The sequence below is a fragment of the Roseburia sp. CLA-AA-H209 genome (assembly GCF_020687575.1).
Lineage (GTDB): Bacteria > Bacillota > Clostridia > Lachnospirales > Lachnospiraceae > Roseburia_C > Roseburia_C amylophila.
Map to the genome: position 1 here is coordinate 107,005 of NZ_JAJEQU010000009.1, position 26,191 is coordinate 133,195.

Sequence of the window (26,191 nt, forward strand, 5' to 3'; positions counted from 1 at the left end):
AATAAAAGAAATATGCTGGAGGGAACATAATGGAAGAACTGGGTAATATTGCAGTCTTTTTAGCTGGATGGAATAGTGAATATCAGACCAGATTAATCAATGGTATTATTCGTAAGGCAAAGGAAGCAAACTATGCAATCTCTATTTTTTCCTGTCAGGCAGGGAGTGAGATTTCGGACAAGCATGTGCTTGGAGAAAATAAAATATATTCGCTGGCTAATCTTTCGCGTTTTGATGGCGTAATTCTTGCGACCAATACAATTTGGGAGAAACCAACAAAAGAGGAAATTATTCGAAGAATACATCACGCTGGCATTCCTGCAGTAAGCTTTGAGGAAAAGGTAGAAGGCTTAAGCCTGATTGGAATAGATAATTATAAGGCAATGCGGGAGATGATAGAGCATGTTGACAGTCATGGCTATCATCCAATTCATTTTGTAGCTGCAAATGCAACAAATGAAGAGAGTAATATCCGCCAGAAGGCATTTGAAGATTTTGTGGAAGAAAAGAACTATTCAACAGAAGATTATGCGGTATGGCATGGGGATTTTTCCTTTGACAGTGGCGTACGGGTAGTGGATGCCATGGAAGAGGCTGGAAAGATACCACGGGCACTTTGCTGTGCCAATGATGAGATGGCATTAGGTGCCTGCAACCGTTTGAAACAGTTGGGATATCAGGTGCCACAGGACATAGCAGTAACAGGATTTGATGGCTCTTATGATACCCAGCGCTATATTCCGGGAATTACTACGGTAGCCAGACCAAAGGAGACACTGGGCTATACCGCTATGCAGTTACTTTTGCAGGAAATTGAGACAGGGAAGAAACAGGAGCTGATTTTATCTTCCCGTGTTGCAGTGCATGAAAGCTGTGGCTGTGTTTTAGAGGATAAAAAGCGCGTGGTATCTGCGATAGAAACGTTATACTTTGAAAAAAAAGAAAATGAAAAATATACTTATCAGATACGCAATATGGAAGATGAGATGATGGAGTGCGAATCATTGGAAGAATTAATCTTCTGTATCCGCCAGAATATTGGGAAGTTTACGACAGAGGATGTATATCTGTGCCTGAATAAGAGTATTTATTATGAGATGACCGGCCGTGGTAACAGCATTTTACGCAACCGCACAATTACCCGGGATTATGAAAACAAGATATACATAACCAAATTAAATAATGAGGACGGCATGCCGGAATTTTATTCTTTTACCAGTGAGCAGATGTTCCCGGCAATGTGGAATGGCAGAGGTTCAGGGGAATATCTCTATATGCCGGTTCATTTCAGGGATAATTGCCTGGGATATATGATACTGACCGGTACATTGGATACAAAACATATTCCGAATTATTATGTCTGGATTCGTAATATCAGTAATGCATTGGAAAAGTTAAAGAATGTATCAGAACTTCGGAATGCTGCCCGTAACATTGATAATATGGCAGTCCGCGACAGCCTGACAGGAGTTTATAACCGGATGGGAATCAACCGTTTTGTGGTAGATATGGTAAAACAGGCAAATACCAGCAGACGTCGATTGTTATTTATCTTTGCTGATATGGACGGGTTAAAGAAAATCAATGATGAGTTTGGTCATGAAGCGGGTGACCAGGCAATCTGCTTTGCAGCAGAGGCATTACAGGAGGCGTTCTGTGAAAAGGAACTGATTATCCGTTATGGAGGGGACGAATTCTTAGTGGTTTCTGATGCTTTATGCTGGGAACAGGCTGAAGAAAAGAAAGCTCAGATAACAGCCTTGTTAAAGCAGTGGCAGAGGGATGAGAAGCTGCCGTACCGTCTGTCTATGAGTATTGGTTATTACCAGAAGGAGCCGGATACCGAGGCATCCATGGAACAGTATATTAACTGGGCAGATGAGCGAATGTATGAGATGAAATGTAAGAACCGTGAGCAGCGAAAATAAATAATAAGTATAAAAAGCATGAAAGGCATTGGAGCAGAAAAATTTCCTGTTCCGATGCCTTTTTGACAGTTGCAATGCATCTGCAGGTTAAGCCATCTGATTTGCAGTTTTATAACGGTAAATCATTTCTGCATGCTGCTGTTCTTCCGTCTGGATATGGTTTAAAATCTGACGGACTTTTGGAGAAGCAAAGCTGAATAAATCGTTGTTGTATGCGGAAGATACATACTTTTCACTGGAAATGGAATCACTGCACAATAATGCATCATGCTTCTTGTCGGCATTTTCACTGGATGCATGGTAAGCAGCTTTTGGCTGATAGTTCTTCGGGGCAGCTATACCAACATCAGGCGTATCACCGGAAAGCAGACTGCTGATGGTGTCATAGTGTTCTGCTTCTTCTTTCTGAATGACCTCAAATAACTGTTTTAATTCAGGGTCTTTTGCTTCGCTGCTGTAAAAGGCATATTTGTCGCGGCAAAGTTCTTCCTGCTGTTTTAAATCATTTAACAGCATAGTCTCTTGTTCGGTTAAAATCATTTTGTCATCACCTCATCCGTAATATAACCCTAAAGGAGTATTTTTATACAAATTATGCAAAAAAAAGATAGAATTATTGATTGCACTTGATAACTGTGCTATGCTAAAGTGTATTTAACCATTTAAATTGGAATCAAAAGAGAATAGGAGCGAACAAAAATGTTAGACCAGATTAACAACATTCTTGGTAAAATTGATAATTTTGTCTGGGGTGTACCACTTATTGTATTGATCCTTCTGGTGGGAATTTTTCTTACCATCCGCCTGAAGGGACTTCAGATTAGGAAATTACCATTAGCAGTAAAATATTTGTTTGAAAATGAAAAGAGTGGCGAATCCGGCGAAGTATCCAGTTTTGCAGCACTTTGCACTGCATTATCAGCAACCATAGGAACCGGAAATATTGTCGGAGTAGCAACTGCATTGGTAGAAGGTGGACCGGGTGCGTTATTCTGGATGTGGATAGCAGCACTGGTAGGAACTGCCACAAAATATAGTGAGTGTCTTCTGGCAATCAAGTACCGTGTGGTGGCAGAAGATGGTCATATCATCGGCGGCCCATTTTATTATATTGAAAAAGGAATGGGACCAAAGTGGAAATGGCTTGGAAAATTATTTGCCTTCTTTGGTGTAGGTGTAGGCTTATTTGGAATCGGAACCTTTACACAGATTAATGGTATTACCAGTGCAGTAAAGGGTTTCTTTGACCCGGATACCATCTGGACAGTTGACCTCTTTGGAAGAACTTATTCCTGGACTGTAATTATTGCAGGTATTATTCTTACCATCTGTGTGGCGCTTGTTATCATCGGTGGAATTAAGAGAATCTCTACAGTATCACAGGTCATTGTACCATTTATGGCACTGACTTATGTGGTTGTTGTTTTAATTATTATTGTGATGCATATTACAGAGGTTCCAGCAGCATTTGCAACCATTATAAAGAGCGCCTTTGGATTTAAGGCGGTAGCCGGTGGTGCAATGGGAAGTATTATTGTAGCAATGCAGAAAGGTATTGCCCGTGGTATTTTCTCAAATGAAGCAGGACTTGGTAGTGCACCAATTGCGGCTGCAGCAGTCCAGACCGATTATCCGGTAAAACAGGGACTGGTTTCCATGCTTGGAACTGTAATTGATACACTGATTATCTGTACCATGACAGGTCTTGCAATCGTACTTACAGGTACATGGGACATGGGCTTGGAAGGTGTTGCCGTTACAACCAAGGCATTCCAGCTCGGACTTCCGTTCCCAAATCAGGTAGCATCCTTTATCCTGATGGTATGTCTGGTATTCTTTGCATTTACCACAATCTTAGGATGGGATTATTACAGTGAGCGCTGTCTGGAGTATCTGACCGGACATAAGAAGGCTGTTGTAAAGGCATACCGCTGGTTATACATCTTAGCGGTATTTATCGGACCGTTTATGACAGTATCTGCTGTATGGACCATTGCAGATATTTTCAACGGACTGATGGCTCTGCCGAACCTGATTGCAGTTACTGCATTGAGCGGTGTGGTTGTGGCTGAAACCAAAGTTTATATGGATGGATTAAAAAAAGATAAGATTCAACCATAGAAAGATAGGAAAAAGGGAATATTAGGTGATCACTAATTAGGAGCAGGTACAGTGAGAAAGTTATTGCGTTTTTTAAAGGATTATAAAAAAGAGAGCATTTTAAGTCCATTATTTAAATTATTAGAGGCATCCTTTGAATTGTTTGTGCCTTTGGTTATGGCAGCAATCATTGATACCGGTATTGGCAATAAAGATGGCGGATTCATCTTGAAAATGTGTGGAATCTTGATTTTGCTGGCATTAGTGGGACTGACCTGTTCCATTACTGCACAGTATTTTGCGGCAAAAGCGGCAGTAGGTTTTGCAACTAAGGTACGTCATGCATTATTTGACCATATTCAGAAATTGTCCTATACAGAGATGGATACCGCAGGAACGGATACCATGATTACCAGAATGACCAGTGATATCAATCAGGCACAGTCCGGTGTCAATATGGTACTCCGTCTGTTTTTGCGTTCTCCTTTTATTGTATTTGGTGCCATGATTATGGCATTTACCATTGACGTAAAGGCAGCGCTTATCTTTGTGGTAACGATTCCTGTTTTATCCGTTGTGGTATTTGGAATTATGATAATTACAATTCCGTTGTTCCGCCGGGTGCAGGCATCTTTAGATAAAGTCCTTGGAGTAACAAGGGAGAATCTGACCGGAAGCCGTGTTATCCGTGCCTTTAATAAAGAGCAGGAAGAAATTGCAGATTTTGATGAGAGTAATGAGAGGCTGACGGATGTACAGCTCTTCGTAGGAAAAATTTCAGCATTGATGAATCCGCTTACCTATATTATCATCAACGTGGCACTGGTTATTCTTATCTGGACAGGTGCAATTCAGGTAAATATCGGAAAGATTTCACAGGGTGAAGTAGTAGCACTGGTAAACTATATGTCCCAGATTCTGGTGGAATTAGTAAAGCTTGCAAACCTGATTATTACGGTAACCAAGGCAATTGCCTGTGGAAACCGCGTGCAGAGTATTTTTGAGATGGAGACTTCCATGGTGGATGGAAATGGAAGCAAAAAGGAAGATACCGGATATACCGTAGAATTCCGCAATGTTTCCATGCGTTATAAAGGTGCCGGAGCAGATACTTTAACCGGCATTGATTTTAAAGCAAAGCCAGGAGATACCATTGGTATTATCGGTGGAACCGGTTCCGGGAAGTCCTCTGTGGTCAATCTGATTCCTCGTTTCTATGATGTCACGGAGGGACAGGTTATGGTAGATGGCATGGATGTCCGGGAATATAAGATTACGGATTTAAGAGATAAGATTGGTATTGTGCCGCAGAAAGCAGTGCTGTTTGCGGGAACCGTCCGAAGTAATCTTGCCTGGGGCAAAGAGGATGCGACGGAAGAAGAGATGCAGCAGGCACTTTCCGTTGCACAGGCAGCAGAAGTTGTAGATAAGAAAGACGGTAAGCTGGATGCGGAAGTAGAACAGGGTGGAAAGAATTTCTCCGGTGGACAAAAGCAGCGTCTTACAATTGCCAGAGCACTGGTAAAACAGCCGGAAATCCTTATCATGGACGACAGCTCATCTGCACTGGATTATGCTACCGATGCTAAACTGCGTCAGGCAATTCATAATATGCCAAACCGTCCGACCGTATTTATCGTATCACAGCGTGCCGCATCCATTATGTATGCCGATAAGATTATCGTATTAGATGATGGAACTGTTGCAGGAACCGGCACCCATGAAGAGCTGTTAAAGGATTGCAGCGTATATCAGGAAATCTATTATTCGCAGTTTAAGAGGACGGAAGGAGGACACTGATATGAAAAAGGAATCAAGACAGAAGGAAAGCCTTGGAAGAATCCTTAAGTATATGAAAAAGTACTGGTTATTCTTAGGTTTGTCCATTGCATTAGCGGTGATCAGTGTAATTTTAACCTTATACATTCCGATTCTTACCGGAGATGCCATTGATTATATCGTAGACAAAGAAAAAGTAGATTTTACTTATATTACACCAATCCTTAAGAAAATGGTGGTAGTCATTCTGATTACGGCAGTTGCCCAGTGGATTATGAATGTCTGCAACAATAAGATGACTTATAATATTGTCCGGGATATCCGTAAGGATGCTATCCGTAAAATAGAAATTCTTCCACTGAAATATTTAGATGCTCATTCCTATGGTGAAATAGTCAGCCGTGTAATTGCAGATGTAGACCAGTTCGCAGATGGACTTCTGATGGGTTTTACCCAGTTGTTTACCGGTGTGGTAACAATTATCGGAACTTTAGGTTTTATGTTGAGCGTCAATGTAAAGATTACGGCAGTGGTCGTATTTTTAACACCGTTGTCTTTTGTGGTAGCAGGATTTATTGCAAAGAAAACATTCTCCATGTTTAAACTGCAGTCAGAGACAAGAGGAGAACAGACTGCTTTAATCGATGAAATGATTGGAAACCAGAAAATTGTCCAGGCATTTTCCCATGAAGATGAGGCGTTGGAAAGTTTTGATGAAATTAATGAAAGACTGGAAAAATATTCCCTTCGTGCCTTATTCTTTTCCAGCATTACCAATCCGAGTACCCGTTTTATCAATGCGTTAGTTTATGCAGGTGTTGGCGTGTTTGGCGCAGTTTCGGCTATCCATGGTGGAATCAGTGTTGGGCAGTTATCCTGTTTCTTAAGTTATGCAAATCAGTATACGAAGCCCTTTAATGAGATTTCCGGTGTCGTAACTGAGTTACAGAATGCACTGGCTTGTGCAGCAAGAGTATTTGAGCTGATTGATGAAGAGGCACAAGTACCGGATGCAGAAGATGCAGTGGTATTAGAGGAAGTAAAGGGAGATGTGGATTTAGAGCATGTTTACTTCTCTTATGAGCCGGGGCAGAAGCTGATTGAGGATTTTAATCTCCATGTCAATCCGGGTGAGCGTGTGGCAATTGTCGGACCGACCGGATGCGGTAAGACAACATTGATTAATCTTCTGATGCGGTTCTATGATGTCAACAGCGGAACCATCCGTGTCAGCGGCGTGCCGGTGAAAGATATGACAAGAAGCAGCCTGCGCAGCAGCTATGGTATGGTATTGCAGGAAACCTGGTTAAAGGAGGGAACCATTCGTGAGAACATCTGTATGGGAAAACCGGATGCTACCGATGAAGAAATCATGGAGGCAGCAAAAGCTTCCCATGCCCATAATTTTATCAAACGTCTGCCCAAGGGCTATGATACGGTAATAGCAGAGGACGGTGGCAATCTTTCCCAGGGACAGAAACAGCTTCTTTGCATTGCCAGAGTTATGCTTTGCCTGCCGCCAATGCTGATTTTGGATGAAGCAACTTCATCAATTGACACACGAACTGAGATGAAGATTCAGGAAGCTTTTGGCCGGATGATGAAGGGAAGAACTAGTTTTATCGTTGCCCATCGTCTGTCTACCATTGAAGAGGCAGACATTATTCTGGTTATGAAAGACGGACATATTATCGAACAGGGCAATCATGAAGAACTGCTTCAGAAGAATGGCTTCTATGCAGCCCTTTATAACAGCCAGTTCGCACAGTCATAGAATTGATTTATAGTGTTACATGTTGTAACAGCATTTCGTACGTTACCCCAAGTTCCGGATTAAAATTCCATGGAACGAGAGCTGCCTGGCAGCCGGGGTAACGTTTTTTGATGTCTAAAATGCATTCCATGGCGCCGATTACGGGAGAATCATTAAGGGAAGAAGTCCGTTCATTTCCAAAGAAAGCGTCTTTCCCGGTAGAAAGCAAAATGGTATCATTAACCCGTTTTACAATCTCATCGGTCTGGGAGGCAATATATTCCGTTACCCGTTCGTCCTGCCAGTGACAGGCTTCTGCAATGGTATCCCAGATCCACGCAGCCATATTATTAAGCTGGCTGTGAAGACCAAAAGCTACAGAATAATCAAAAGCATGGCTGCCATAGCGTATGACATGCTTTTTGGCTTTCTCATAAGTCTGATGCAGAAATGCCAGTGCCGTACTGACCGGAAGCTCCGTATCGATGGAAGCACCAAAAAGCTTTTTCTGCTCAAAGAGTGTATCACAGAAATTCTCGTAGTCACTGCCGTATAAACCGGTAAGATTGCATTCGTCAAGGTGAATGGTAGGATAAGTTTCCAGTTGATAGCGTTTAAGAGCCTGTTTCATGGCAGGAAGATTATTATCAATTAAAGTAATCGATGAAAAGTGTCCGGCAAGGAGTGACAAGTCCCAGTCGTTACAGCAGCCAGCACCAAAGATAGCAAGAGTACTGTCAGCAGCAGTAGATGCAATCAGATAGTTGCTGATGGCATTGCGATACTCTGCCCAGTCTTCATAGGCGTGGGGCAGAAATTGTTTTTGCAAGAGGTCTTCGTAAAGTGACATGGGATACTCCTTTCGTTATGTGTATCAGAACGGTTGGTATAAATGTGGTTATTTTTGATGCTGAGAGGGAAAGAACATTTTCCAGGTATCTGCACGCAGCCACTCTGCAAATGCCTTTCCTACCACTACAACAGACCACATTTATACAAACTGGTTTGCTTCCTCATCATATTCGTAGTCGATGGCAGAAAGCTTGCTGCAGAGCTCATCTTTCGAAAGATTTAATGCAGAACAGAGTTCATTTAAGGTAGGGTAGAAGTCCCGAAGCTGCGTGTTGATGTAACTTAATAACATGACTGGGTCATTTGGTATATTCATGGTGTAATATCTCCTTTTATCATTGATTGCATAGGTGCTTGCGAAAGGGGGAGAGGATTTCCTGATAAAAAAGTTTTAAGGCATTCGCTGCACATTTGATTTTAAGATGATGAAATGCCACAGTTCTAAGTAGTCCATTTTTCTTTTTCGGATAAAAACAGTCTTTTCCATGTTTAACAGAATATTGGTACTGTCCGTCAAAGTACGGATGCCTTTTAAGGGCTGTTAGGGGCACTTGGAATTTCGTCTGGCAACAGGCAACGCTGGTACAGGGATGTACCAGCGAGGCACATTTGAACATGGATGTGAATATGTGCCGGTTGCCAGATGAAATCAGAATTATGCCGAAATTCCTAGTGCCCCTTGCAGACATTATGTGGCATCCGCTTTTGACGGACAGTGCCGATATTCTGTCAAAGCAAGTGAAAAGACAGTTTATAATAAAGAAAAATGGACTACTAAGAACAGTTGGCATTTCACATCCAAAAAAATCAAACCTACATCGAATACCACAAAATTTCTTTATCCTTAAAACTCTCCCCCTTCGCAATCACCTATGGATTATTCAGGTATATGCCCAATTTTAGTCTAAAATTTATCGGCTGACAACCTGAAATTAATATAGAAAATGATTTACATTACTGATTTATCATGGTAGTATACTAAAGTGATGGAAAAAGAACTTAATAAAAAGATATTACAAAAAGAGGAGGAACTCTATTATGAAGAAGAAAATGTTGACTGTTTTACTGGCAGCTGCAATGACCGTGTCACTGGCTGGCTGTGGAAGTAAGGATGCAGATAAGAAAGACAATGCATCTGTCCAGAATACTGAAAATGCAAAGAGCGACAATGGTTCAGACCGTACCCAGTTTGTTGTAGGATTTGACGCAGAATTTCCACCATATGGTTATATGGATGAGGATGGAGATTATACCGGATTTGACCTTGAACTGGCACAGGAAGTATGCGACCGTAACGGATGGGAACTGGTAAAGAAACCAATTAACTGGGATTCAAAAGATATGGAATTAGAGTCAGGTTCCATTGACTGTATCTGGAACGGATTTACCATGAACGGAAGAGAAGATGATTATACATTCTCTGATCCATATGTAGACAACAGTATCGTTGTAGTTGTTGCAAAAGATTCGGATATTAATAAATTATCAGATCTGGCAGGAAAAGTAGTAGACGTTCAGGCTGATTCTTCAGGACTTGCAGCATTACAGGGAGATGATGCAACCGATGAAAATAAAGAGCTGACTGCATCTTTTGCTGAACTTCAGCAGGTAGCTGATTACAATACTGCATTTATGAACTTGGAGTCCGGTGCTGTAGATGCAGTAGTATTGGATATCGGAGTAGCAAAATACCAGATGTCATCAAGAGGAGATGCTTTCCGTATGTTGGATGAACAGGTATCCAGCGAGCAGTATGCAATCGGATTTAAAAAAGGTAATACAGAGTTAAAAGACCAGGTTCAGAAGACCTTGGATGAGATGGTAAAAGATGGAACATTTACTACTATCGTAAATAACTACACAGATTATAATTTACCAGAAATGGTTTGCTTAGGAGAATAGATATGTCATTTATTGCTGTAGCACAGCAGCTGGGTTCCGGTATGCTGGCATCACTTTCTATATTTGTATTAACATTGGTATTTTCACTGCCGTTAGGACTTTTAGTGGCATTTGGAAGAAAGTCACGGATTAAGCCGGTGCAGTGGCTTGTAAAATTATACATATCCATTATGCGTGGAACTCCGCTGATGCTTCAGCTTCTGGTGGTGTATTTCGGACCATATTACTTATTTGGAATCCGAATCTCCAAAGAGTATAGCTTTTATGCAACAATCATTGGTTTCTCCATTAATTATGCGGCATATTTCGCAGAGATTTACCGTGCAGGAATCGAGGGAATCCCGGTAGGGCAGTATGAAGCAGCCAAAGTATTGGGATACTCTAAGGCACAGACCTTCTGTAAAATCATTTTCCCGCAGATGGTAAAACGCGTGGTGCCGCCGGTAACCAATGAAGTTATTACACTGGTAAAAGATACTTCCATGGCATTTGTACTGGCTTATGCAGAAATGTTTACCATTGCAAAACAGATTGCAGCCCGTGTCAGCAGCATCATGCCATTGTTTGTAGCAGGACTTTTCTACTACATCTTTAACTTTGTAGTGGCATTTATCATGGAACGAATTGAAAAGAAACTGAGTTATTATAAGTAAGGAGAGGAAAAGAATGAAGCTGTTAGAGATAAAGAATGTAAAGAAAAGCTTTGGGGCTGTAGATGTACTTCATGATATTTCACTCTCCGTGGAACAGGGTGAGGTTGTAGCAATTATCGGTCCTTCCGGTTCCGGTAAATCAACACTGCTGCGTTGTGCCACACTTCTTGAGACAATGGATGAAGGAGAACTGGTTTATCTCGGTGAGCATGCGGTGTCAACCGGTGCGGATGGAAAATCCCAGTATGTGGGAAACGCAGAATTAAAAAAGATTCAGGGATATTTCGGACTGGTATTTCAGAACTTTAATCTGTTTCCACATTATTCCGTGTTAAAGAATCTGATGGATGCACCGGTACATGTGCAGAAGCGGAATAAAGAAGAAGTAAAGAAAGAAGCAATGGAGCTTCTTGAAAAAATGGGGTTATCCGATAAGGCAGACTGCTATCCATGCCAGCTTTCTGGTGGACAGCAGCAGAGAGTTGCCATTGCAAGAGCGTTAGCACTTCATCCACAGATTTTATTCTTTGATGAGCCAACCTCCGCATTAGATCCGGAGCTTACCGGAGAAATCTTAAAAGTAATCCGTCAGCTGGCAAGTGAGCATATGACCATGGTAATTGTAACTCATGAGATGGCATTTGCCAGAGATGTGGCTGACCGTGTCATTTTTATGGATGGCGGTTATATTATTGAACAGGGTGACCCGAAGGAAGTAATCGAGCATCCGAAAGAAGAGAGAACAAAGCAGTTCCTGGCAAGATTTGCCCAGAATTAGGATTGGGTAAAACCGGGATTGCATTATTTATAAAGTCTGCTATAATTCGTCATAGGTATTTGCTTCAACGACCAATCAATATGTATGAGAACAAGCATAGGAGAAGCTATGAAGATAATTATAGTGGGCTGTGGTAATGTAGGTGCAACACTTGCAGAACAGCTTAGTAAAGAAAAACATGATATTACAGTAATTGATTGCAGACAGCAGGCTGTAGAGGCAGTGACCAATGTCTGTGATGTAATGGGAATTATTGGAAATGGTGCAAGTTTTAATGCACAGACAGATGCAGGGATTGCAGATGCAGACCTTATGATTGCAGTGACAGGTTCAGATGAACTGAATCTTTTATGCTGTCTGATCGCAAAAAAAGCAGGAGGCTGCCATACGATTGCAAGAGTCAGCAATCCTGTATACAGTAGAGAAATAGGTTTTATTAAAGAGGAATTAGGGTTGTCCATGATTATCAATCCACAGCTTGCAGCAGCACGCGAAATGGCGAGACTGCTGAAATTCCCTTCCGCGCTCAAAGTGGATTCATTTGCCAAGAGCCGGGTGGAATTAGTCAACTACCGGATTGAGGAGGACAACCCTCTTTGTAATATGCAGCTTAAGGATATGGGAAGCAGACTGCATTGTGACGTACTGATAGCAGTGGTTGAGCGTGGAGATGAAGTATATATTCCGGATGGTAATTTTGAGTTGAAAGCCAGGGATGAGATTTCTATTGTAGGGACACCGGCTAAAACCATTGAATTCTTTAAGAAACTGGGTGTGCCTACTTCTTCTGCGAGAGATGCACTGATTGTTGGTGGCGGAAGAACTTCTGTTTATCTTGCAAAGCAGCTTTTGGAAATGGGTATCCGTGTCAAAATTGTAGAGCGTGACGAAGAACGCTGCGAAGAATTAAATGAAATGGTTCCAAAGGCGATGATTATCTGTGGTGATGCAACAGATAAAGACCTTTTAATCGAAGAGGGATTGTTAGAGACAGAAGCCTTTGTGGCAACCACTAATTTTGATGAAGAGAATATCATGCTGGCATTGTTTGCAAAGAGTTTATCTTCTGCAAAACTGATTACTAAAGTTCATCGTATTTCTTATGATGATATTATTGACCAGTTAGATGTAGGAAGTATTATTTATCCGAAATTTATTACTTCCGAGAGTATTATCAAGTATGTACGTGCTATGAAAAACTCCATGGGAAGCAATATTGAGACATTGTACCGGCTGAATGATAACCGGGTAGAAGCACTGGAATTTTTAATTAAAGAGGGTTCTCCGGTGGTTGGAATTCCATTGCAGGATCTTCGCTTGAAACCTAAGATGCTGATTGGATGTATCACCCATAAAGGAAAAGTGACCATTCCAAAAGGACAGAGTGTAATTGAAGTGGGAGATACGGTAATTCTTGTTACCACGACGACAGGGTTACATGATATCCGGGATGCATTAAGGTAGGAGGCTTGTCATGAATTATTCCATGATTCGATACATATTAAGCAGTGTTATATGCTTCGTGGGAATCTTTCTTCTGCTTCCGGCAGCAACAGCAGGTATTTATCAGGAAAAGGAAGGCTTTTTATATCTGATTACCGGACTTGCCTGTATGCTGATTGGGTTTTGGGGCAGAAGAAGAAAACCGAAGAGCAGTGTATTTTATTCAAAAGAAGGATTTGCAGCAGTTGCATTAAGCTGGATAATCCTCAGTCTGATTGGCGCATTGCCCATGTATTTAACCGGAGAATTTCCATCTTATATTGATGCGTTATTTGAGACAATTTCCGGCTTTACGACAACAGGTTCAAGTATCTTAAGTGATGTAGAGAAACTTTCCCGTGGAACAGCTTTCTGGCGTTGCTTTACCCACTGGATTGGTGGTATGGGTGTGCTGGTATTTATTATGGCAGTCATGCCCCTTTCCGACAGCTCCAGTATGCATCTGATGCGTGCAGAAAGCCCGGGACCATCTGTTGGAAAACTGGTTCCAAAGGTAAAGACTACTGCAATGATTCTCTATGGAATCTATGTAGTCTTTACGGTGATTGAGATTATAGCGCTGTTAATAGCAGGAATGCCACTCTTTGATTCCATGACATTGACCTTTGGTACCGTGGGAACCGGTGGATTTGGACTATTGAACAGTAGTATAGCATCTTATAGTACAGCGGTGCAGATTATCATTACGGTATTTATGATTATCTGTTCCATTAATTTTACTGTATATTATATGTTTTTGATTAAGCGGCCGAAGGAAGCACTGATGTGTGAGGAAATGCGTTACTATCTTTTGATAGTATTCGGTTCGGCACTGCTTATTGCATTTAATATCAGAGCCAGCTTTGCTTCTTTTGGAAAAGCATTCCAGCAGGCAATCTTTCAGGTGGCATCTGTTATCAGTACTACAGGATTTGCCACGGCAGATTTTAATCTCTGGCCGGAATTTTCAAGAATGATTCTGGTGCTTTTAATGTTTGTCGGAGCCTGTGCCGGAAGTACCGGCGGTGGATTTAAGGTTTCCCGTCTCATTATTATGGTAAAATCTGTCCGTAATGAAATTATGTCTGTGACCCATCCGAGAAGTGTGCAGAAGGTACATATGGACGGAAGACGAATACCGGATAATGTGGTAAAGACTGTGTTATGCTATCTGGCAGGCTATGTTGTTATTCTTATCGTATCAGTGTTGTTAATCAGTCTTGATAATTTTGATATGACAACGAACTTTACAGCAGTTATGGCAACCTTTAATAATGTCGGACCGGGACTTAACAGGGTAGGACCGACCGGTAACTTTGGTGGGTTCAGTGTTTTATCCAAGCTGGTATTGATGTTTGACATGCTGGTTGGTCGATTGGAATTATACCCGATGTTAGTGATTTTTGCACCGGGTTTATGGCGGATTCATCCTCACCGCCATGTTGGCAAAGTTCAGTAAATCTTAATAAATAATAAGGAATCCCTCCTTTGTCTGTATGCTATAATGTGTTTGGAATAGCAGACGGGCAGGAGGGATTTTTATGAAAAACCGTATTCTTGTGGTGGATGATGAGAAGGAGATTGCAGACTTAGTAGAGATATATCTGGTAAGTGAGAAGTTTGACGTAATCAAGTGTTACGATGGAGATACAGCAATAGATGCAATAGAGCATGAGAAAATTGACCTTGCAATTTTGGATATTATGCTGCCGGGGATTAGTGGACTGGAGTTGTGCCGCCGGATTCGAAAAAAAGAGAATTATCCGGTTATTATGTTAACTGCAAAAGATTCCGAAGTGGATAAAATAACCGGACTTACCATAGGAGCAGATGATTATGTGACAAAACCGTTTCTTCCGCTGGAACTGGTTGCAAGAGTGAAGGCACAGTTACGCCGTTATGAGCGCTATGGAGCAAGGACGGACCAGCCGGCAGAGAATATGTCTTTCGACGGTAATATAATAGAAAATACATCTGCAAATGGTTCATATGATGCGGCAGATGGAACTTATGCATCAAATCATGCAGGAACGGAATCGGATGATACTATTATATGCCGTGGAATTTTGTTAAAGAAATGTGCACATGAATGCTATCTGGATGGAGATGAGATTTCACTTACACCGACAGAATTTACGATTTTGCAGGCGTTGTGTGAAGCAAAAGGCAGGGTACTCAGTGCGGAAGAGCTGTTTCATATTATCTGGAAAGACGAATATTACAGCAAAAGCAACAATACCATAACCGTTCACATCCGGCATCTGCGGGAGAAACTTAAGGATACCGGTGAACGTCCAAAATACATTAAGACAGTATGGGGAGTGGGATATAAGATTGAAGGATGACAATAATAATAAAAAACTGGATTTTGCACCGGTAAGACGAAAAATATTTTCCCGGATTATATTACTGATGGCAGGAGCTTTCTTTGGCATCTGGTTTCTCTACCAGTATGTGCTGCAGGGCAGATTTGCGGATGGAATTGTAAGGTTTCTTTATGATTTTACCAGCATGACTTATGAAGATGCGAGAGATTTCTATTGGCATAATATCGGAAATCACTTCGAACTGATTTTCTTTGGGGCAATTGCACTGGTATTCTGTCTGATGTTTTACTTCTTTTTAAATTCATTTACAAAATATTTTCAGGAAATCGATGACGGAATCAATGCATTGGTGCATCATGATGGCAGACAGATCCGCATGTCGAAGGAAATGGCTGCCATGGAAGAAAAGTTAAACAGCGTGAATGCAACTTTAAACCGGCAGCTTTATGATATTCAGATGGCAGAGAAGAAGAAGGATGAGCTGGTATTGTATCTTGCCCACGATATCCGGACACCGCTTACCTCTGTGATTGGGTATCTGAAATTATTAGAGGAGATGCCGGATATTTCAAAAGAGCAGCAGGATAAATTTATCCATGTCACCCTGGACAAAGCACTGAGACTGGAAGTTCTGGTGAATGAATTTTTTGACATTACCCGTTTTAACCGGCAGGATATTGAACTGGCAACGACAGAGATAGACCTTTATTATATGCTGATGCAGCTGTCGGATGAAGTCTACCCGCTTCTTGCACCGGAACATAAGAAAGTGGAAATACGGGCTGATGAAAACTGCAAAGTATATGGAGATGCAGATAAGCTGGCGCGGATTTTCAATAACATATTAAAAAATGCCATTGCCTACAGCAACCCGGACAGTACCATTGTTATTTCCGCATGGGAGGAGCCACCGGGAACCGTTATCCTGTTCAGTAATCAGGGGCAGACCATATCACCGGAAGAACAGCAGCGTATTTTTGACAAATTCTATCGGCGGGATGAAGCGAGACAGACCAACAGCGGAGGAGCGGGTCTGGGACTTGCCATCGCAAAAGAACTGGTGGATCTGCATGGAGGAACCATCCGTGTAATGAGTGAAAACGGCCGGACAACATTTAAGGTCTGCCTGCCGAGACGAAAAATGCCGACAGCTTAGAAACGCCGGTTGTATTTTTATGCGTATTATTTTATAATATTCGTTATGAGTAAAGAAGAAAAAAAGCTAAGACAACAAAATAAAGAGAAGATAAAGAAGGAGAAAGCCGCTGCCAAAGCAGAGAGCAAACAGGAAAAGCGGGCGGTCAAAGAGCAGAGCCGGCACGAAAAAGCCGCTTCAAAGGAACTAGAAAAGCAGGAGAAGCAGCAGCAGAAAGCAGAAGATAATAAGCGTCGTCATACCGATATCAAATGGGACCGGCTGGATAATACGGCACATCTTTTTCCGGTCATTGCAGGAGAATCAATGAGCAATGTGTACCGGATTGCAGTTACCTTAAAGGAAGAGGTGCAGCCGGAGTATCTGCAGCAGGCACTGGATATCGTACTTCCAAAATTTCCGGGCTTTAACTTAAGACTGCGTCAGGGGATTTTCTGGTATTATTTTGAAGAAAATGGCAAAACTGCTCCAAGAGTACAGGAAGAAAGACATTTTCCATGCCGTTTTATCAGACAGAATAAGAACCACAGCTATCTTTTCCGGGTAACTTATTATAAATGCCGGATTAACCTTGAGGTTTTTCATGTACTGACAGATGGCATGGGCGGAATCAATTTCTTAAAGGAGCTGACCTATCAGTATTTAAGACTGGTGCATCCGGAACTGAAGGAGAAGCTGGGAGATAAGTTAAGCAGCGACACATCCATGAACCGTGAGGACAGCTTCCTTAAAAATTACAAGCACAGCTATGCCAAGGGATATAAGACAAAGAAAGCATATCTTATCAAAGGGGAAAAATTACGAACCGATGAATTTGGAGTGATTCATGGATTTGTAAAGATTCCGGCATTAAAAGAGGTATGTCATAAATATGGTGTCAGCATCAATGAGTATCTGGTTGCGGCATTTGCTTACAGCGTATATCGGGAATATCTGCATGGCATGCCGGACAAACGTCCGATTCGTGTAGCGGTTCCGGTGAATTTAAGACCATATTTTAATTCCATTACCACCAAGAACTTTTTTACGGTAGTATCTGCAGAGTTTGAACCGGTGGAGGATTCCTATACGTTTGAAGAAGTATTGAAGATTACTACAGAGAGTCTTCATCAACAGATTAATAAAGAGCATTTAGAGGAACTGTTTTCCTATAATGTTTCCAATGAAAAATTATTGGTTGCAAGAGCAGTACCGCTGTTTTTGAAAAATATTGCCATGCGTTATGTGTATACATCGGCAGCACTGGCAAATACATCAACCGTAACCAACATTGGAAATGTGAAAGTGGAAGAGGATTACCAGCCATATATCAAGATGTTTTATGCATTCCTTGCCATGTCAAAGGGACAGAATATCAAGGGAACGATTTGTTCCTATCAGGATACGCTGGCATTTACCTTTAGTTCTGTTTTAAAAGATACATCCCTGCAGCGTGGATTTTTCCGGAAACTGTCAGAGGATGGTCTGAATGTGGAAATAGAAAGTAATGGTGTGTATTATGAGTAAATGTAAGAACTGTAATGTGGAAATCTTAGATGACAGCCAGATCTGTCCGCTGTGCCACAGTGTATTAGAAGAGGGAGAAGAAGGACACAATACCTATCCGGATGCATGGATTCCCACCAGAAGATTAAAATTTGTGACAAATATTATATTCTTTCTGGTGTTATTAGGCAGTGTGGCAGCAGGCTATCTCAATTATATCTGGTATCAGGGAAAGCTCTGGAGCCTGATTGCAATTGCAGGACTTTGGTATCTCTTCCTGATTTTCCGGCTGGATATTTTAAGCAATAATGGATATCGGACGAAAATCATAGCAACTACATTATCCGGAATTTTATATGTGATTCTGATTGACTGGATAGTGGGATTTCATGGCTGGTCGGTTAATTATGTGCTTCCGGCAGGCATTATGCTGTTAGATGCAGGTATTGTTCTGCTCATGATTATCAATTCCAGAAACTGGCAGAGTTATCTGATGTTCCAGTTGTTTGGAATTGTATGCAGCCTGATACCGCTGCTTTTGATAGCACTTCACATCGTGACCCATCCGGGCTTAAGTGAACTGGCATTTGGAATATCGGTATTTTTATTCCTAGGAACGCTGATTATCGGTGACCGCAGAGCCAGACTAGAGTTAAAGAGAAGATTTCATGTAAGGTGATTATGGAAGAAAGTAAGACGAGTGTACAGGGCAGAGTCATCCGTGACCTAATTGCCCGTTTTGCAAGTGATAACTTGATAGGAAGAAAATTAAAGACCGGAGAGCTTCGTAAGAAAATGGTGGAACCGGCGTGGAAATGCCCGGACTGTTTTCTGATGCAGAAAATTAGGATGCCACAGTTTGAAATGGAGCTTTTAACCTCCATGCAGAATCCGAGGGAAGATAAAGTAGTTCTGCAGCTGCATGGTGGCGGGTATATTGGAAAAATGCGAAATGCCTACCGCACCTTTGCCGGACTTTACAGCGAGGTGGGAAGAGGAATCAGTGTGCTGACCATCGATTACCGCGTGGCACCGGAGCATCCTTTCCCGGCAGCATTGGAAGATACGGTGGAAGCCTATGAATGGCTGCTAAGCTGTGGATTTAAGCCGGAACAGATTATTGTGGCAGGTGATTCTGCCGGAGGTGGACTGGCATTGGCACTTTGCATGTACTTAAAGGATCATGGGAAAGCACTTCCCTGCGGACTGATTGCTATGTCTCCCTGGACAGATCTGACTGCCAGTGGTGAATCCTATGATACGAATTATGAGCGGGACCCTTTATTTGGAAATACAAGAGACAGTCTCATTTATAATAAGGATTATGTAGGAGACGCAGACGAAACGAATCCTTATATTTCACCGTTGTTTGGTGACTTCACAGGATTTCCGCCAATGCTGATTCAGGTAGGTTCTTACGAGATGCTTTTAAGTGATTCCACATCTGTAGCAGAAAAGGCAAAGAAGCAGGGCGTAAAAGTCCGCTTAAGCATTTACGAAGGAATGTTTCATGTATTCCAGATGGCAATGCTTATGATGCCGGAATCCAAGCGGGCATGGGCTGAAGTCGGCAAATTCATTGAGATGATTTCGGAATAAAAATCCGCTGTATCGGAAAAGACTGATTAAAATGTCTCAACCGGGACAGCGGATTTTGTATATGCGAGTAGCGAGAAAAATCGCATGCTTGCATGCAGATTTGGCGAGCACCGCGATAACTCGAGAAACTCACAAAGCGTGTTTCTCGTAGTTTATGCAGGTAACTAACGTTTGTTAGTTAGGTGTGACACGTTCATATAATTTGGCAGTCCATTTTCATAGGAAATGGAAGTCTCGCCCTGAATCAGTGGGAGAAGATATGCTACCATTTCTTCGGTAACGTCATTTCCACGCTCGTTAATCCATGCTCTTGGAACGGATTTTGCTTCGTTCGCAATATTTTTGATTTCTGCATAACCGTATTCGATGGTATATGGTGCATTGGAAGTACGGTTCATGGTTACCATAGAAGCGGTAATACCCTGTTTTGCAAAAGCAACAGCATGTTCACCGGAAGCAACTGCTTCATTTAAATCGGTGGCAGAAGAAAGGTGGGCAGCGCAACGTTGTAATACATTTACTTCTACAGAACGGACTTTTACGTTGATATTGTCTTTAATCAGATATTCCAGCGCTTTACCGGCACCGCTTAACTGGCTGTGACCGAAGGTATCTTCCTTGCTTTCTCCGGCACAGATATAATTGCCTTCTGCATCATGAATTCCTTCAGATACCGCAATAATAATATTGTTGTGTTCCTCTAAGAGAGCACGCACATCCGTTAAGAACTCATCTTTATCAAAATTGCATTCCGGAAGATAAATAAGATGCGGTGCATCGCTGTATTCGTTTCTGGCAAGGGCGGAAGCGGCGGTCAGCCAGCCGGCATCGCGTCCCATAATTTCTACGATTGTTACACTCTTTACGGCATAGATAAATGTATCATGTGCAATTTCAAGTAAAGAAGATGCAATATATTTGGCGGCGGAGCCAAATCCCGGAGTGTGGTCTGTTACCATCAGGTCATTATCGATGGTCTTTGGAATACCAATAATGCGGACATTGCTTCCGATTCGCTCGGCATATTCGGAAAGCTTTAATACGGTATCCATGGAATCATTTCCGCCGATATAGAAGAATGCACCGATATTCAGCTTTTCAAACTGTTTGAAAATATAGTTATAAGAAGAATCATCATCCATAAAATCCGGCAGCTTAAAACGGCAGGAACCAAGGTACATTGCCGGTGTGTGAATCAGACGCTCTAATGCATTATCGTCTGATTCCATAATTTCGGAAAGGTTAAGATAATGTTCATTTAAAATACCTAAGATTCCATTTACGGAACCGTAAACAGTGCCATAGCAGCCGGCAGCACCTTTAATGACACCGGCAAGGCTTGCATTTATTGCAACGGTTGGTCCGCCGGACTGGGCAACCATGCAGTTTTGAATCGATGTATTCATAGTCAGACTCCTTTGTGATTTCAAAGATTTGTGTTAGGTTATATAAAAAAGTTATAGTTACGATAAGAAAATATCCTACAAGAATAACTATATATGATAGAATCGGAAAAGGCAAGACTAATCCGGTGGGAGTGGGAAGAACCGCAAGAAAAAATAAAGGAAAGGAAAAAGAGATGGAAAATTGTATGCTCTGCCCAAGAGAATGTGGGGTAAATCGTAAAAAAGGTGAAATGGGAGTCTGCGGTCAGACAGCAGCTATAAAGGCTGCAAGAGCAGCACTTCATATGTGGGAAGAACCGTGCATTTCCGGGCAGAATGGCTCCGGAACGGTATTTTTCAGCGGCTGTAATTTAGGCTGTATCTTCTGCCAGAATCACAATATTGCCACAGGAAAAGCTGGAATTGAAATAAGTATAGAGCGGCTGGCAGAAATTTTCCTGGAATTGCAGGAAAAGGGTGCAAATAATATCAATCTGGTAACGGCAGGACATTTTGTACCACAGGTGGTTGAAGCACTGAAGCTGGCAAAGCAGCAGGGACTTTATCTTCCGATTGTTTACAATACCAGCTCCTATGAAAAGGTGGAAACACTTCGCCTGTTAGAGGGTTATGTGGATATTTATCTTCCTGATTTAAAATATGTTGACAGCGCAATCAGCAGCAGGTATTCCCATGCAGCGGACTATTTTACTTGTGCCAGTGCAGCAATTGCAGAAATGGTGCGGCAGGTAGGCGAGCCGGAATTTGTTTTCGAACGGGCAGCAGGCAAAGAAGGCAGCAGTGTAGAATTTCTGGCAGATGAGAAAAAGAAAATTTTGGAACAGCAGAATAATATGATATTTGACGCAGCAGAATATCAGGAGCGCAGCGAAGCCGGGGAGTCTCTTCTGATGAGAAAAGGCGTCATTGTGCGCCATCTTGTTATGCCGGACTGTGTGGAAGATTCCAAGCGTGTGATATCTTATCTTCTTAAGACCTATGGCGGTCAGATTTTTATCAGCATTATGAATCAGTATACGCCGCTGCCACAGTGCAGGGAGTATCCGGAATTAAGCCGCCGGGTAACGGAAACGGAATATGATGCGGTGGTGGATTATGCGATTGAACTTGGCATTGAAAATGGCTTCATCCAGGAAGGAGATGTGGCAGAGGAGAGCTTTATCCCGGAGTTTGATGGAGAAGGGATTGTACGGAAAGATGTAGATAGATAATTAAAAACAAACTTATTGAACATACGTTCTTCACATGGTATAATATTAATGTATAATTGAAAAAGAAAGCAGGATGTGTTTTCCGATTATTAGATGCCCTCTAGTTGGTAAAGGAGGGTGATGCCCTATGAACACAATAGAAGTTCTTACTTTGTTGCTAGTAATATTTGCGGCGCTATCTTACATAGATAATCATAATAATAAAAAGAAATAGCATCCCACTCGTCCAAAAGTAGATGCTATTTCAAAAATAGTTTTCACTGAGGGCAAATCGGAGCATATCCGATTACCTTTCTAAGTAGATTATACACTAGGGTACTTGGCTTTTCAAGTACCCTTTTTTACTTGCCATTCATTCGTAAGAAACTGCCGGTGGCAGGTCCTGTAGGTGCAAGTGGCGAGAAAAATCGCATAGTCAATATGTGTGATGCTTAGAAATTCCGAAGTTTATTATTAGTTTGATCAAGCAAATAGTCTATTGATACATTATAATAGTCCGCAAGTTTTATAAGAATATCGGTTGGAATATCACGTTTCCCCAATTCGTAATAAGAATACGCTACTTGACTACAGCTAAGAACCTGAGCCATCTGCTCTTGCGTTATATCTGAATCTTCACGTAAATCACGTATATGCTTGTAACGATGAATTGTAGTTGTCATTTAGTTACCTCTCTTGAATTTAATATACATAAAACAATTTGTTATATTGATTTTTAAAACAAAATGTTTTAAAATATAAATGATTAAGAAAAAGTGATGAATAGATTTGGAGAGAGGAAGAGAAAATGAAAAGAGAAATAGTTAAAAAAACTATGATATTACTGGCAATATCAGGGATAATTTTTTCGGGCTGCGGAAAAGAAGAAAAAACATATGTGCCACAAAAGAAAACTGAAACCGAAATAAGCAAATCAGAAAATGACAGTGAGTTAGAAGCGGAAACAGAGGGTATATCAGAAGGGAAAAATTATAAAATAACAACGGAATATGATTTGGAAGATTATGCATCAGGATATGTTATTGTTTCTAAAAATGATGGATTATTATACGGAGTAATTGACAAAGATGGCAATGAAGTTATTCCGGTTGAATATGACAACATCCAGCTTGTCAGGGGAGAAGAGGAGGAAAGTGATAAGGATGAAGTATATTTTGTGTGTGAATATGAAGGGGAAGAGGAAGTTTTAGATAGCAATGGACAGAAGATTCTGGATGGAAAAGTAGAGAGAGTTACACCTCATTTAGGAGAGATTAGTGCCGATTCGCCTTTTTTCTATGAACTGAATTATACATATTCTACAGATTATATGAATCAGGATATTTCGCTTAGATATTATGATATAAAAGGGGATATGCTATGTGATATTAATCTTCTTGAGATAGAGGATATTGACCGTGCAATGTATGATACAGTAGATTTAACGGTATTAAATACAGAGCTTATTTCTAATGACAGGATATTGGTTTGTATAGGTGGTGCATTGAAACCAAAAGATGAGTCAAGCGGCTTAGAAGCATATTACAATGTATCATTATACAATTTGAAGGAAGAAAGATTACAGGAATGGAATGAGCTGGCTACTCCAAGTGGCATGACAGTAGAAGATGACAATAGTTTTATCTTTGTAACAGTTGATTATTGGGCAGAAGGTTATCAGTATGAATTATATTCGATAGATGAAAATGGCAATTTGACAGATTTAGGGGATTTGGAGTCCCAGAATAAGTATAGTTTATCAAGTGAAGGACAAATTCAGGTGAATGAAGAAAGCTCAAGTAGTGAGAATTCTAGTGACTATACATTGGGGAAAAATGGAGAGTATAGATTATATCAAACAAATGATACATGGAAATTGGAAGATTCCAATGGGAATCCATTATATGACAAGCGTTATTTTGAGTGCTGGCATAAAGAAGACTGCTTTTTCCTGCTGAATGAAGATAATCAGATTTGTTTGATAAATAAAAATGGGCAGATGCTTGTAGATTATGGAACAATTACATGGAACGGAGAATATGGAATGTTTGGAGATTCTGAGATAACGGATGATAGCATTCGGTCAGATGGAAATAGTGTATGTTTTGAAGTTGCAGGGGATGACGAAAATATTTTGTACATCTTTTTCCCCGAGGAAGAAAAGTAGAAATTTTAGAATAATATTATATTACAAGATGATATCATCTTTAGGAGGTTAATATGGGAATTGGTGATACAAGCGTATTTTAGGTATATTTGGAAGGAGCATTCGGGAAACTGGATGCTCCTTTTTCGTCGGGCAAATTCACCCTAAATTCGCCCTAAATGATAAAAAATCTTGACATCTCCCGCAAAAGTTCTATAATACATTTTCGGTAATGCGAGGATGTAAAAGGATGAATAAAGAAAGAGACTATTTTTTTGATAATTTAAAAGCGGTATTGATATTCTTAGTTGTGCTTGGACATTTCCTGCTCCCAATCCGTGGAGACAATCCACTGGTGGTAGTGAAACGGCTCATCTATGTATTTCATATGCCGCTTTTTGTATTTATCTCCGGTTATTTTGCCAAGAAAATTTATAAAAATGGACAATATAATTTTAAGAAAATATTGTATCTGCTGAAAGCATATGTTGTGTTCGTTGTGGCAATTCAGATAGTATATGCCATTGCGGGATTTGAAAAATTTACGGAGATAGATTTCTTTTCCCAAAGTGGTGCACCGTGGTATTTATTTGCAATGATTGTATGGTATCTGACGATACCACTTGTCCGTAAATGTAAAGCGATGCCGGTTCTTTTGCTTACGGTAGTGCTGGCATTAACAGCTGGCTATTTTAAAAATGTGGGGGACTTTTTATGTCTGTCACGAATTCTGGTATTTGGACCGTTTTTCTATCTGGGCTATTTTCTGGAGCAGAAGACACTGGAAAAAGCATTGCAGCCAAAGCTTCAGAGATTGGTGGTTCCATGCGCGGAGGCAATCTGTATCTTTATTCTGGCATATGGAGCAAGGTTGAAAGATTCCCTGGGAATGGTATATGAAAATATATCCTATTATGAACTGGAAGAAGTGTGGAAAGGACCGATGGTCCGCCTTTCCCTGATGATTGCAGCATTTCTTATTTCCTGGGCAATTATGTTTTTCATTCCGAGAGGAAAGACAAGGTTGTCAGTAATCGGACAGAATACCATGCCGGTATATATGCTGCACCGGATTTTGCGGGATATTCTGATGTTTGCCGGAATCTATGATTATCTGGGTGACTGGGGCTGGATAGCATTTTTTATCCTGTTGGGATTAAGTGCTGGAATCGTATATGTGTTAAATAATTCACATGTTGTCAATCAGGTCAACCGGATACTGGCATTACATACGCCACAGTTGATCAGAAACTTAAAAAGGCAACGGGCACGTTAGTCTGGATGGAAGAGATTGCTACCATTGGAATGATAAAGAGAGGTGGTCGTATGTCAGAAAATAGAAAAATTCGTGTTTTTTATCAGTTTAACGGATATGTCCAGGGTGTGGGATTCCGCTATCGAATGTCGCATCTGGCGGGGCATTTTGGTGTGACTGGCTGGGTGCGCAATGAATATGACGGCTCGGTACAGGCAGAATTGCAGGGACTGCCGGAAGAAATTGATATGATAATTCAAAGACTCTGCCAGGACCGTTACATCGAAATCCGCAGCATGGACAGAAAAGAACTTCCACTGGATGTGATATGTACCCTCTTTACTGGACAACCAGTAAGGAGGGTGTTTTTATGCGTTATAGTTATGAGTTTAAACTGATG

The 26,191-nt window shown here is 41.2% G+C and carries 23 protein-coding genes; 18 read left to right on the forward strand and 5 right to left on the reverse strand.

Annotation, left to right across the window (positions count from 1 at the left end):
• Positions 1–29: 29 nt before the first annotated feature.
• The gene (locus LKD41_RS10050; protein ID WP_227701093.1) at positions 30–1,928 is read left to right on the forward strand and encodes a diguanylate cyclase; all 1,899 of its coding nucleotides are present in this window, start codon (positions 30–32) and stop codon (positions 1,926–1,928) included.
• 87 nt (positions 1,929–2,015) lie between these two features.
• Here the strand turns inward: LKD41_RS10050 and LKD41_RS10055 are convergent, their stop codons facing one another.
• Positions 2,016–2,468, reverse strand: a complete 453-nt coding sequence (locus LKD41_RS10055) for a ferritin-like domain-containing protein (protein WP_022243944.1) — start codon at positions 2,466–2,468, stop codon at positions 2,016–2,018.
• A gap of 159 nt (positions 2,469–2,627) precedes the next feature.
• Here LKD41_RS10055 and LKD41_RS10060 point away from each other — a divergent pair, with 159 nt between their 5' ends.
• The 3 genes from LKD41_RS10060 to LKD41_RS10070 are packed head-to-tail and all read left to right on the forward strand — an operon-like array spanning position 2,628 to position 7,581.
• On the forward strand, positions 2,628–4,049 hold the full coding sequence (locus tag LKD41_RS10060) for an alanine/glycine:cation symporter family protein (protein WP_227701094.1): 1,422 nt from the start codon (positions 2,628–2,630) through the stop codon (positions 4,047–4,049).
• 51 nt (positions 4,050–4,100) lie between these two features.
• Positions 4,101–5,828, forward strand: coding sequence for an ABC transporter ATP-binding protein (locus tag LKD41_RS10065; protein ID WP_022243946.1), 1,728 nt, complete (start codon positions 4,101–4,103; stop codon positions 5,826–5,828).
• 1 nt (position 5,829) lies between these two features.
• Positions 5,830–7,581, forward strand: coding sequence for an ABC transporter ATP-binding protein (locus tag LKD41_RS10070; protein WP_227701095.1), 1,752 nt, complete (start codon positions 5,830–5,832; stop codon positions 7,579–7,581).
• A gap of 7 nt (positions 7,582–7,588) precedes the next feature.
• Here LKD41_RS10070 and LKD41_RS10075 read toward each other — a convergent pair whose 3' ends face one another.
• Both LKD41_RS10075 and LKD41_RS10080 read right to left on the reverse strand, forming a co-directional pair.
• Complete coding sequence (locus tag LKD41_RS10075) at positions 7,589–8,410, reverse strand: hypothetical protein (RefSeq protein WP_227701096.1); 822 nt, start codon at positions 8,408–8,410, stop codon at positions 7,589–7,591.
• 141 nt (positions 8,411–8,551) lie between these two features.
• On the reverse strand, positions 8,552–8,728 hold the full coding sequence (locus LKD41_RS10080; RefSeq protein WP_022243949.1) for a DUF4250 domain-containing protein: 177 nt from the start codon (positions 8,726–8,728) through the stop codon (positions 8,552–8,554).
• 722 nt (positions 8,729–9,450) lie between these two features.
• Here LKD41_RS10080 and LKD41_RS10085 point away from each other — a divergent pair.
• From LKD41_RS10085 to LKD41_RS10130, 10 genes are all read left to right on the forward strand, one after another.
• Complete coding sequence (locus LKD41_RS10085; RefSeq protein WP_022243951.1) at positions 9,451–10,314, forward strand: amino acid ABC transporter substrate-binding protein; 864 nt, start codon at positions 9,451–9,453, stop codon at positions 10,312–10,314.
• 2 nt (positions 10,315–10,316) lie between these two features.
• Positions 10,317–10,967 (forward strand): amino acid ABC transporter permease, encoded by a 651-nt coding sequence (locus LKD41_RS10090; RefSeq protein ID WP_022243952.1) that lies wholly within the window; start codon positions 10,317–10,319, stop codon positions 10,965–10,967.
• A gap of 13 nt (positions 10,968–10,980) precedes the next feature.
• Positions 10,981–11,745, forward strand: coding sequence for an amino acid ABC transporter ATP-binding protein (locus tag LKD41_RS10095; protein ID WP_022243953.1), 765 nt, complete (start codon positions 10,981–10,983; stop codon positions 11,743–11,745).
• 108 nt (positions 11,746–11,853) lie between these two features.
• Positions 11,854–13,209 carry a Trk system potassium transporter TrkA gene (gene trkA, locus LKD41_RS10100; RefSeq protein WP_022243954.1) on the forward strand — a complete coding sequence of 452 codons (1,356 nt, stop codon included), beginning with the start codon at positions 11,854–11,856 and terminating at the stop codon, positions 13,207–13,209.
• Positions 13,210–13,219: 10 nt separating this feature from the next.
• Positions 13,220–14,686, forward strand: coding sequence for a TrkH family potassium uptake protein (locus LKD41_RS10105; protein ID WP_227701097.1), 1,467 nt, complete (start codon positions 13,220–13,222; stop codon positions 14,684–14,686).
• An 82-nt stretch (positions 14,687–14,768) separates the two neighbouring features.
• Positions 14,769–15,572, forward strand: coding sequence for a response regulator transcription factor (locus LKD41_RS10110; protein WP_227701098.1), 804 nt, complete (start codon positions 14,769–14,771; stop codon positions 15,570–15,572).
• A complete protein-coding gene (locus LKD41_RS10115) occupies positions 15,562–16,710 on the forward strand; it encodes a sensor histidine kinase (protein WP_227701099.1) in 1,149 nt (382 codons plus the stop codon). Before LKD41_RS10110 ends, LKD41_RS10115 begins: the two co-directional genes overlap by 11 nt.
• A gap of 45 nt (positions 16,711–16,755) precedes the next feature.
• Positions 16,756–18,216 carry a hypothetical protein gene (locus LKD41_RS10120; RefSeq protein ID WP_227701100.1) on the forward strand — a complete coding sequence of 487 codons (1,461 nt, stop codon included), beginning with the start codon at positions 16,756–16,758 and terminating at the stop codon, positions 18,214–18,216.
• Positions 18,209–18,874: a DUF6320 domain-containing protein gene (locus LKD41_RS10125; RefSeq protein WP_117841230.1), complete on the forward strand. Its 666-nt coding sequence runs from the start codon at positions 18,209–18,211 to the stop codon at positions 18,872–18,874. Before LKD41_RS10120 ends, LKD41_RS10125 begins: the two co-directional genes overlap by 8 nt.
• A gap of 2 nt (positions 18,875–18,876) precedes the next feature.
• Positions 18,877–19,794 carry an alpha/beta hydrolase gene (locus LKD41_RS10130; protein WP_227701101.1) on the forward strand — a complete coding sequence of 306 codons (918 nt, stop codon included), beginning with the start codon at positions 18,877–18,879 and terminating at the stop codon, positions 19,792–19,794.
• A 164-nt stretch (positions 19,795–19,958) separates the two neighbouring features.
• Here LKD41_RS10130 and LKD41_RS10135 read toward each other — a convergent pair whose 3' ends face one another.
• Positions 19,959–21,200: a 6-phosphofructokinase gene (locus LKD41_RS10135; RefSeq protein ID WP_022243961.1), complete on the reverse strand. Its 1,242-nt coding sequence runs from the start codon at positions 21,198–21,200 to the stop codon at positions 19,959–19,961.
• Between the two features lie 173 nt (positions 21,201–21,373).
• Here LKD41_RS10135 and LKD41_RS10140 point away from each other — a divergent pair, with 173 nt between their 5' ends.
• Positions 21,374–22,411 carry a radical SAM protein gene (locus tag LKD41_RS10140; protein WP_227701102.1) on the forward strand — a complete coding sequence of 346 codons (1,038 nt, stop codon included), beginning with the start codon at positions 21,374–21,376 and terminating at the stop codon, positions 22,409–22,411.
• A gap of 431 nt (positions 22,412–22,842) precedes the next feature.
• Here LKD41_RS10140 and LKD41_RS10145 read toward each other — a convergent pair whose 3' ends face one another.
• On the reverse strand, positions 22,843–23,073 hold the full coding sequence (locus tag LKD41_RS10145; protein WP_227701103.1) for a helix-turn-helix domain-containing protein: 231 nt from the start codon (positions 23,071–23,073) through the stop codon (positions 22,843–22,845).
• Positions 23,074–23,198: 125 nt separating this feature from the next.
• Here LKD41_RS10145 and LKD41_RS10150 point away from each other — a divergent pair, with 125 nt between their 5' ends.
• The 3 genes from LKD41_RS10150 (at position 23,199) to LKD41_RS10160 (ending at position 26,189) form a co-directional block, all read left to right on the forward strand.
• A complete protein-coding gene (locus LKD41_RS10150; protein WP_227701104.1) occupies positions 23,199–24,557 on the forward strand; it encodes a WG repeat-containing protein in 1,359 nt (452 codons plus the stop codon).
• 229 nt (positions 24,558–24,786) lie between these two features.
• A complete protein-coding gene (locus LKD41_RS10155) occupies positions 24,787–25,812 on the forward strand; it encodes an acyltransferase family protein (protein WP_227701105.1) in 1,026 nt (341 codons plus the stop codon).
• Between the two features lie 50 nt (positions 25,813–25,862).
• Complete coding sequence (locus tag LKD41_RS10160) at positions 25,863–26,189, forward strand: acylphosphatase (protein WP_227701106.1); 327 nt, start codon at positions 25,863–25,865, stop codon at positions 26,187–26,189.
• Positions 26,190–26,191 lie beyond the last annotated feature (2 nt).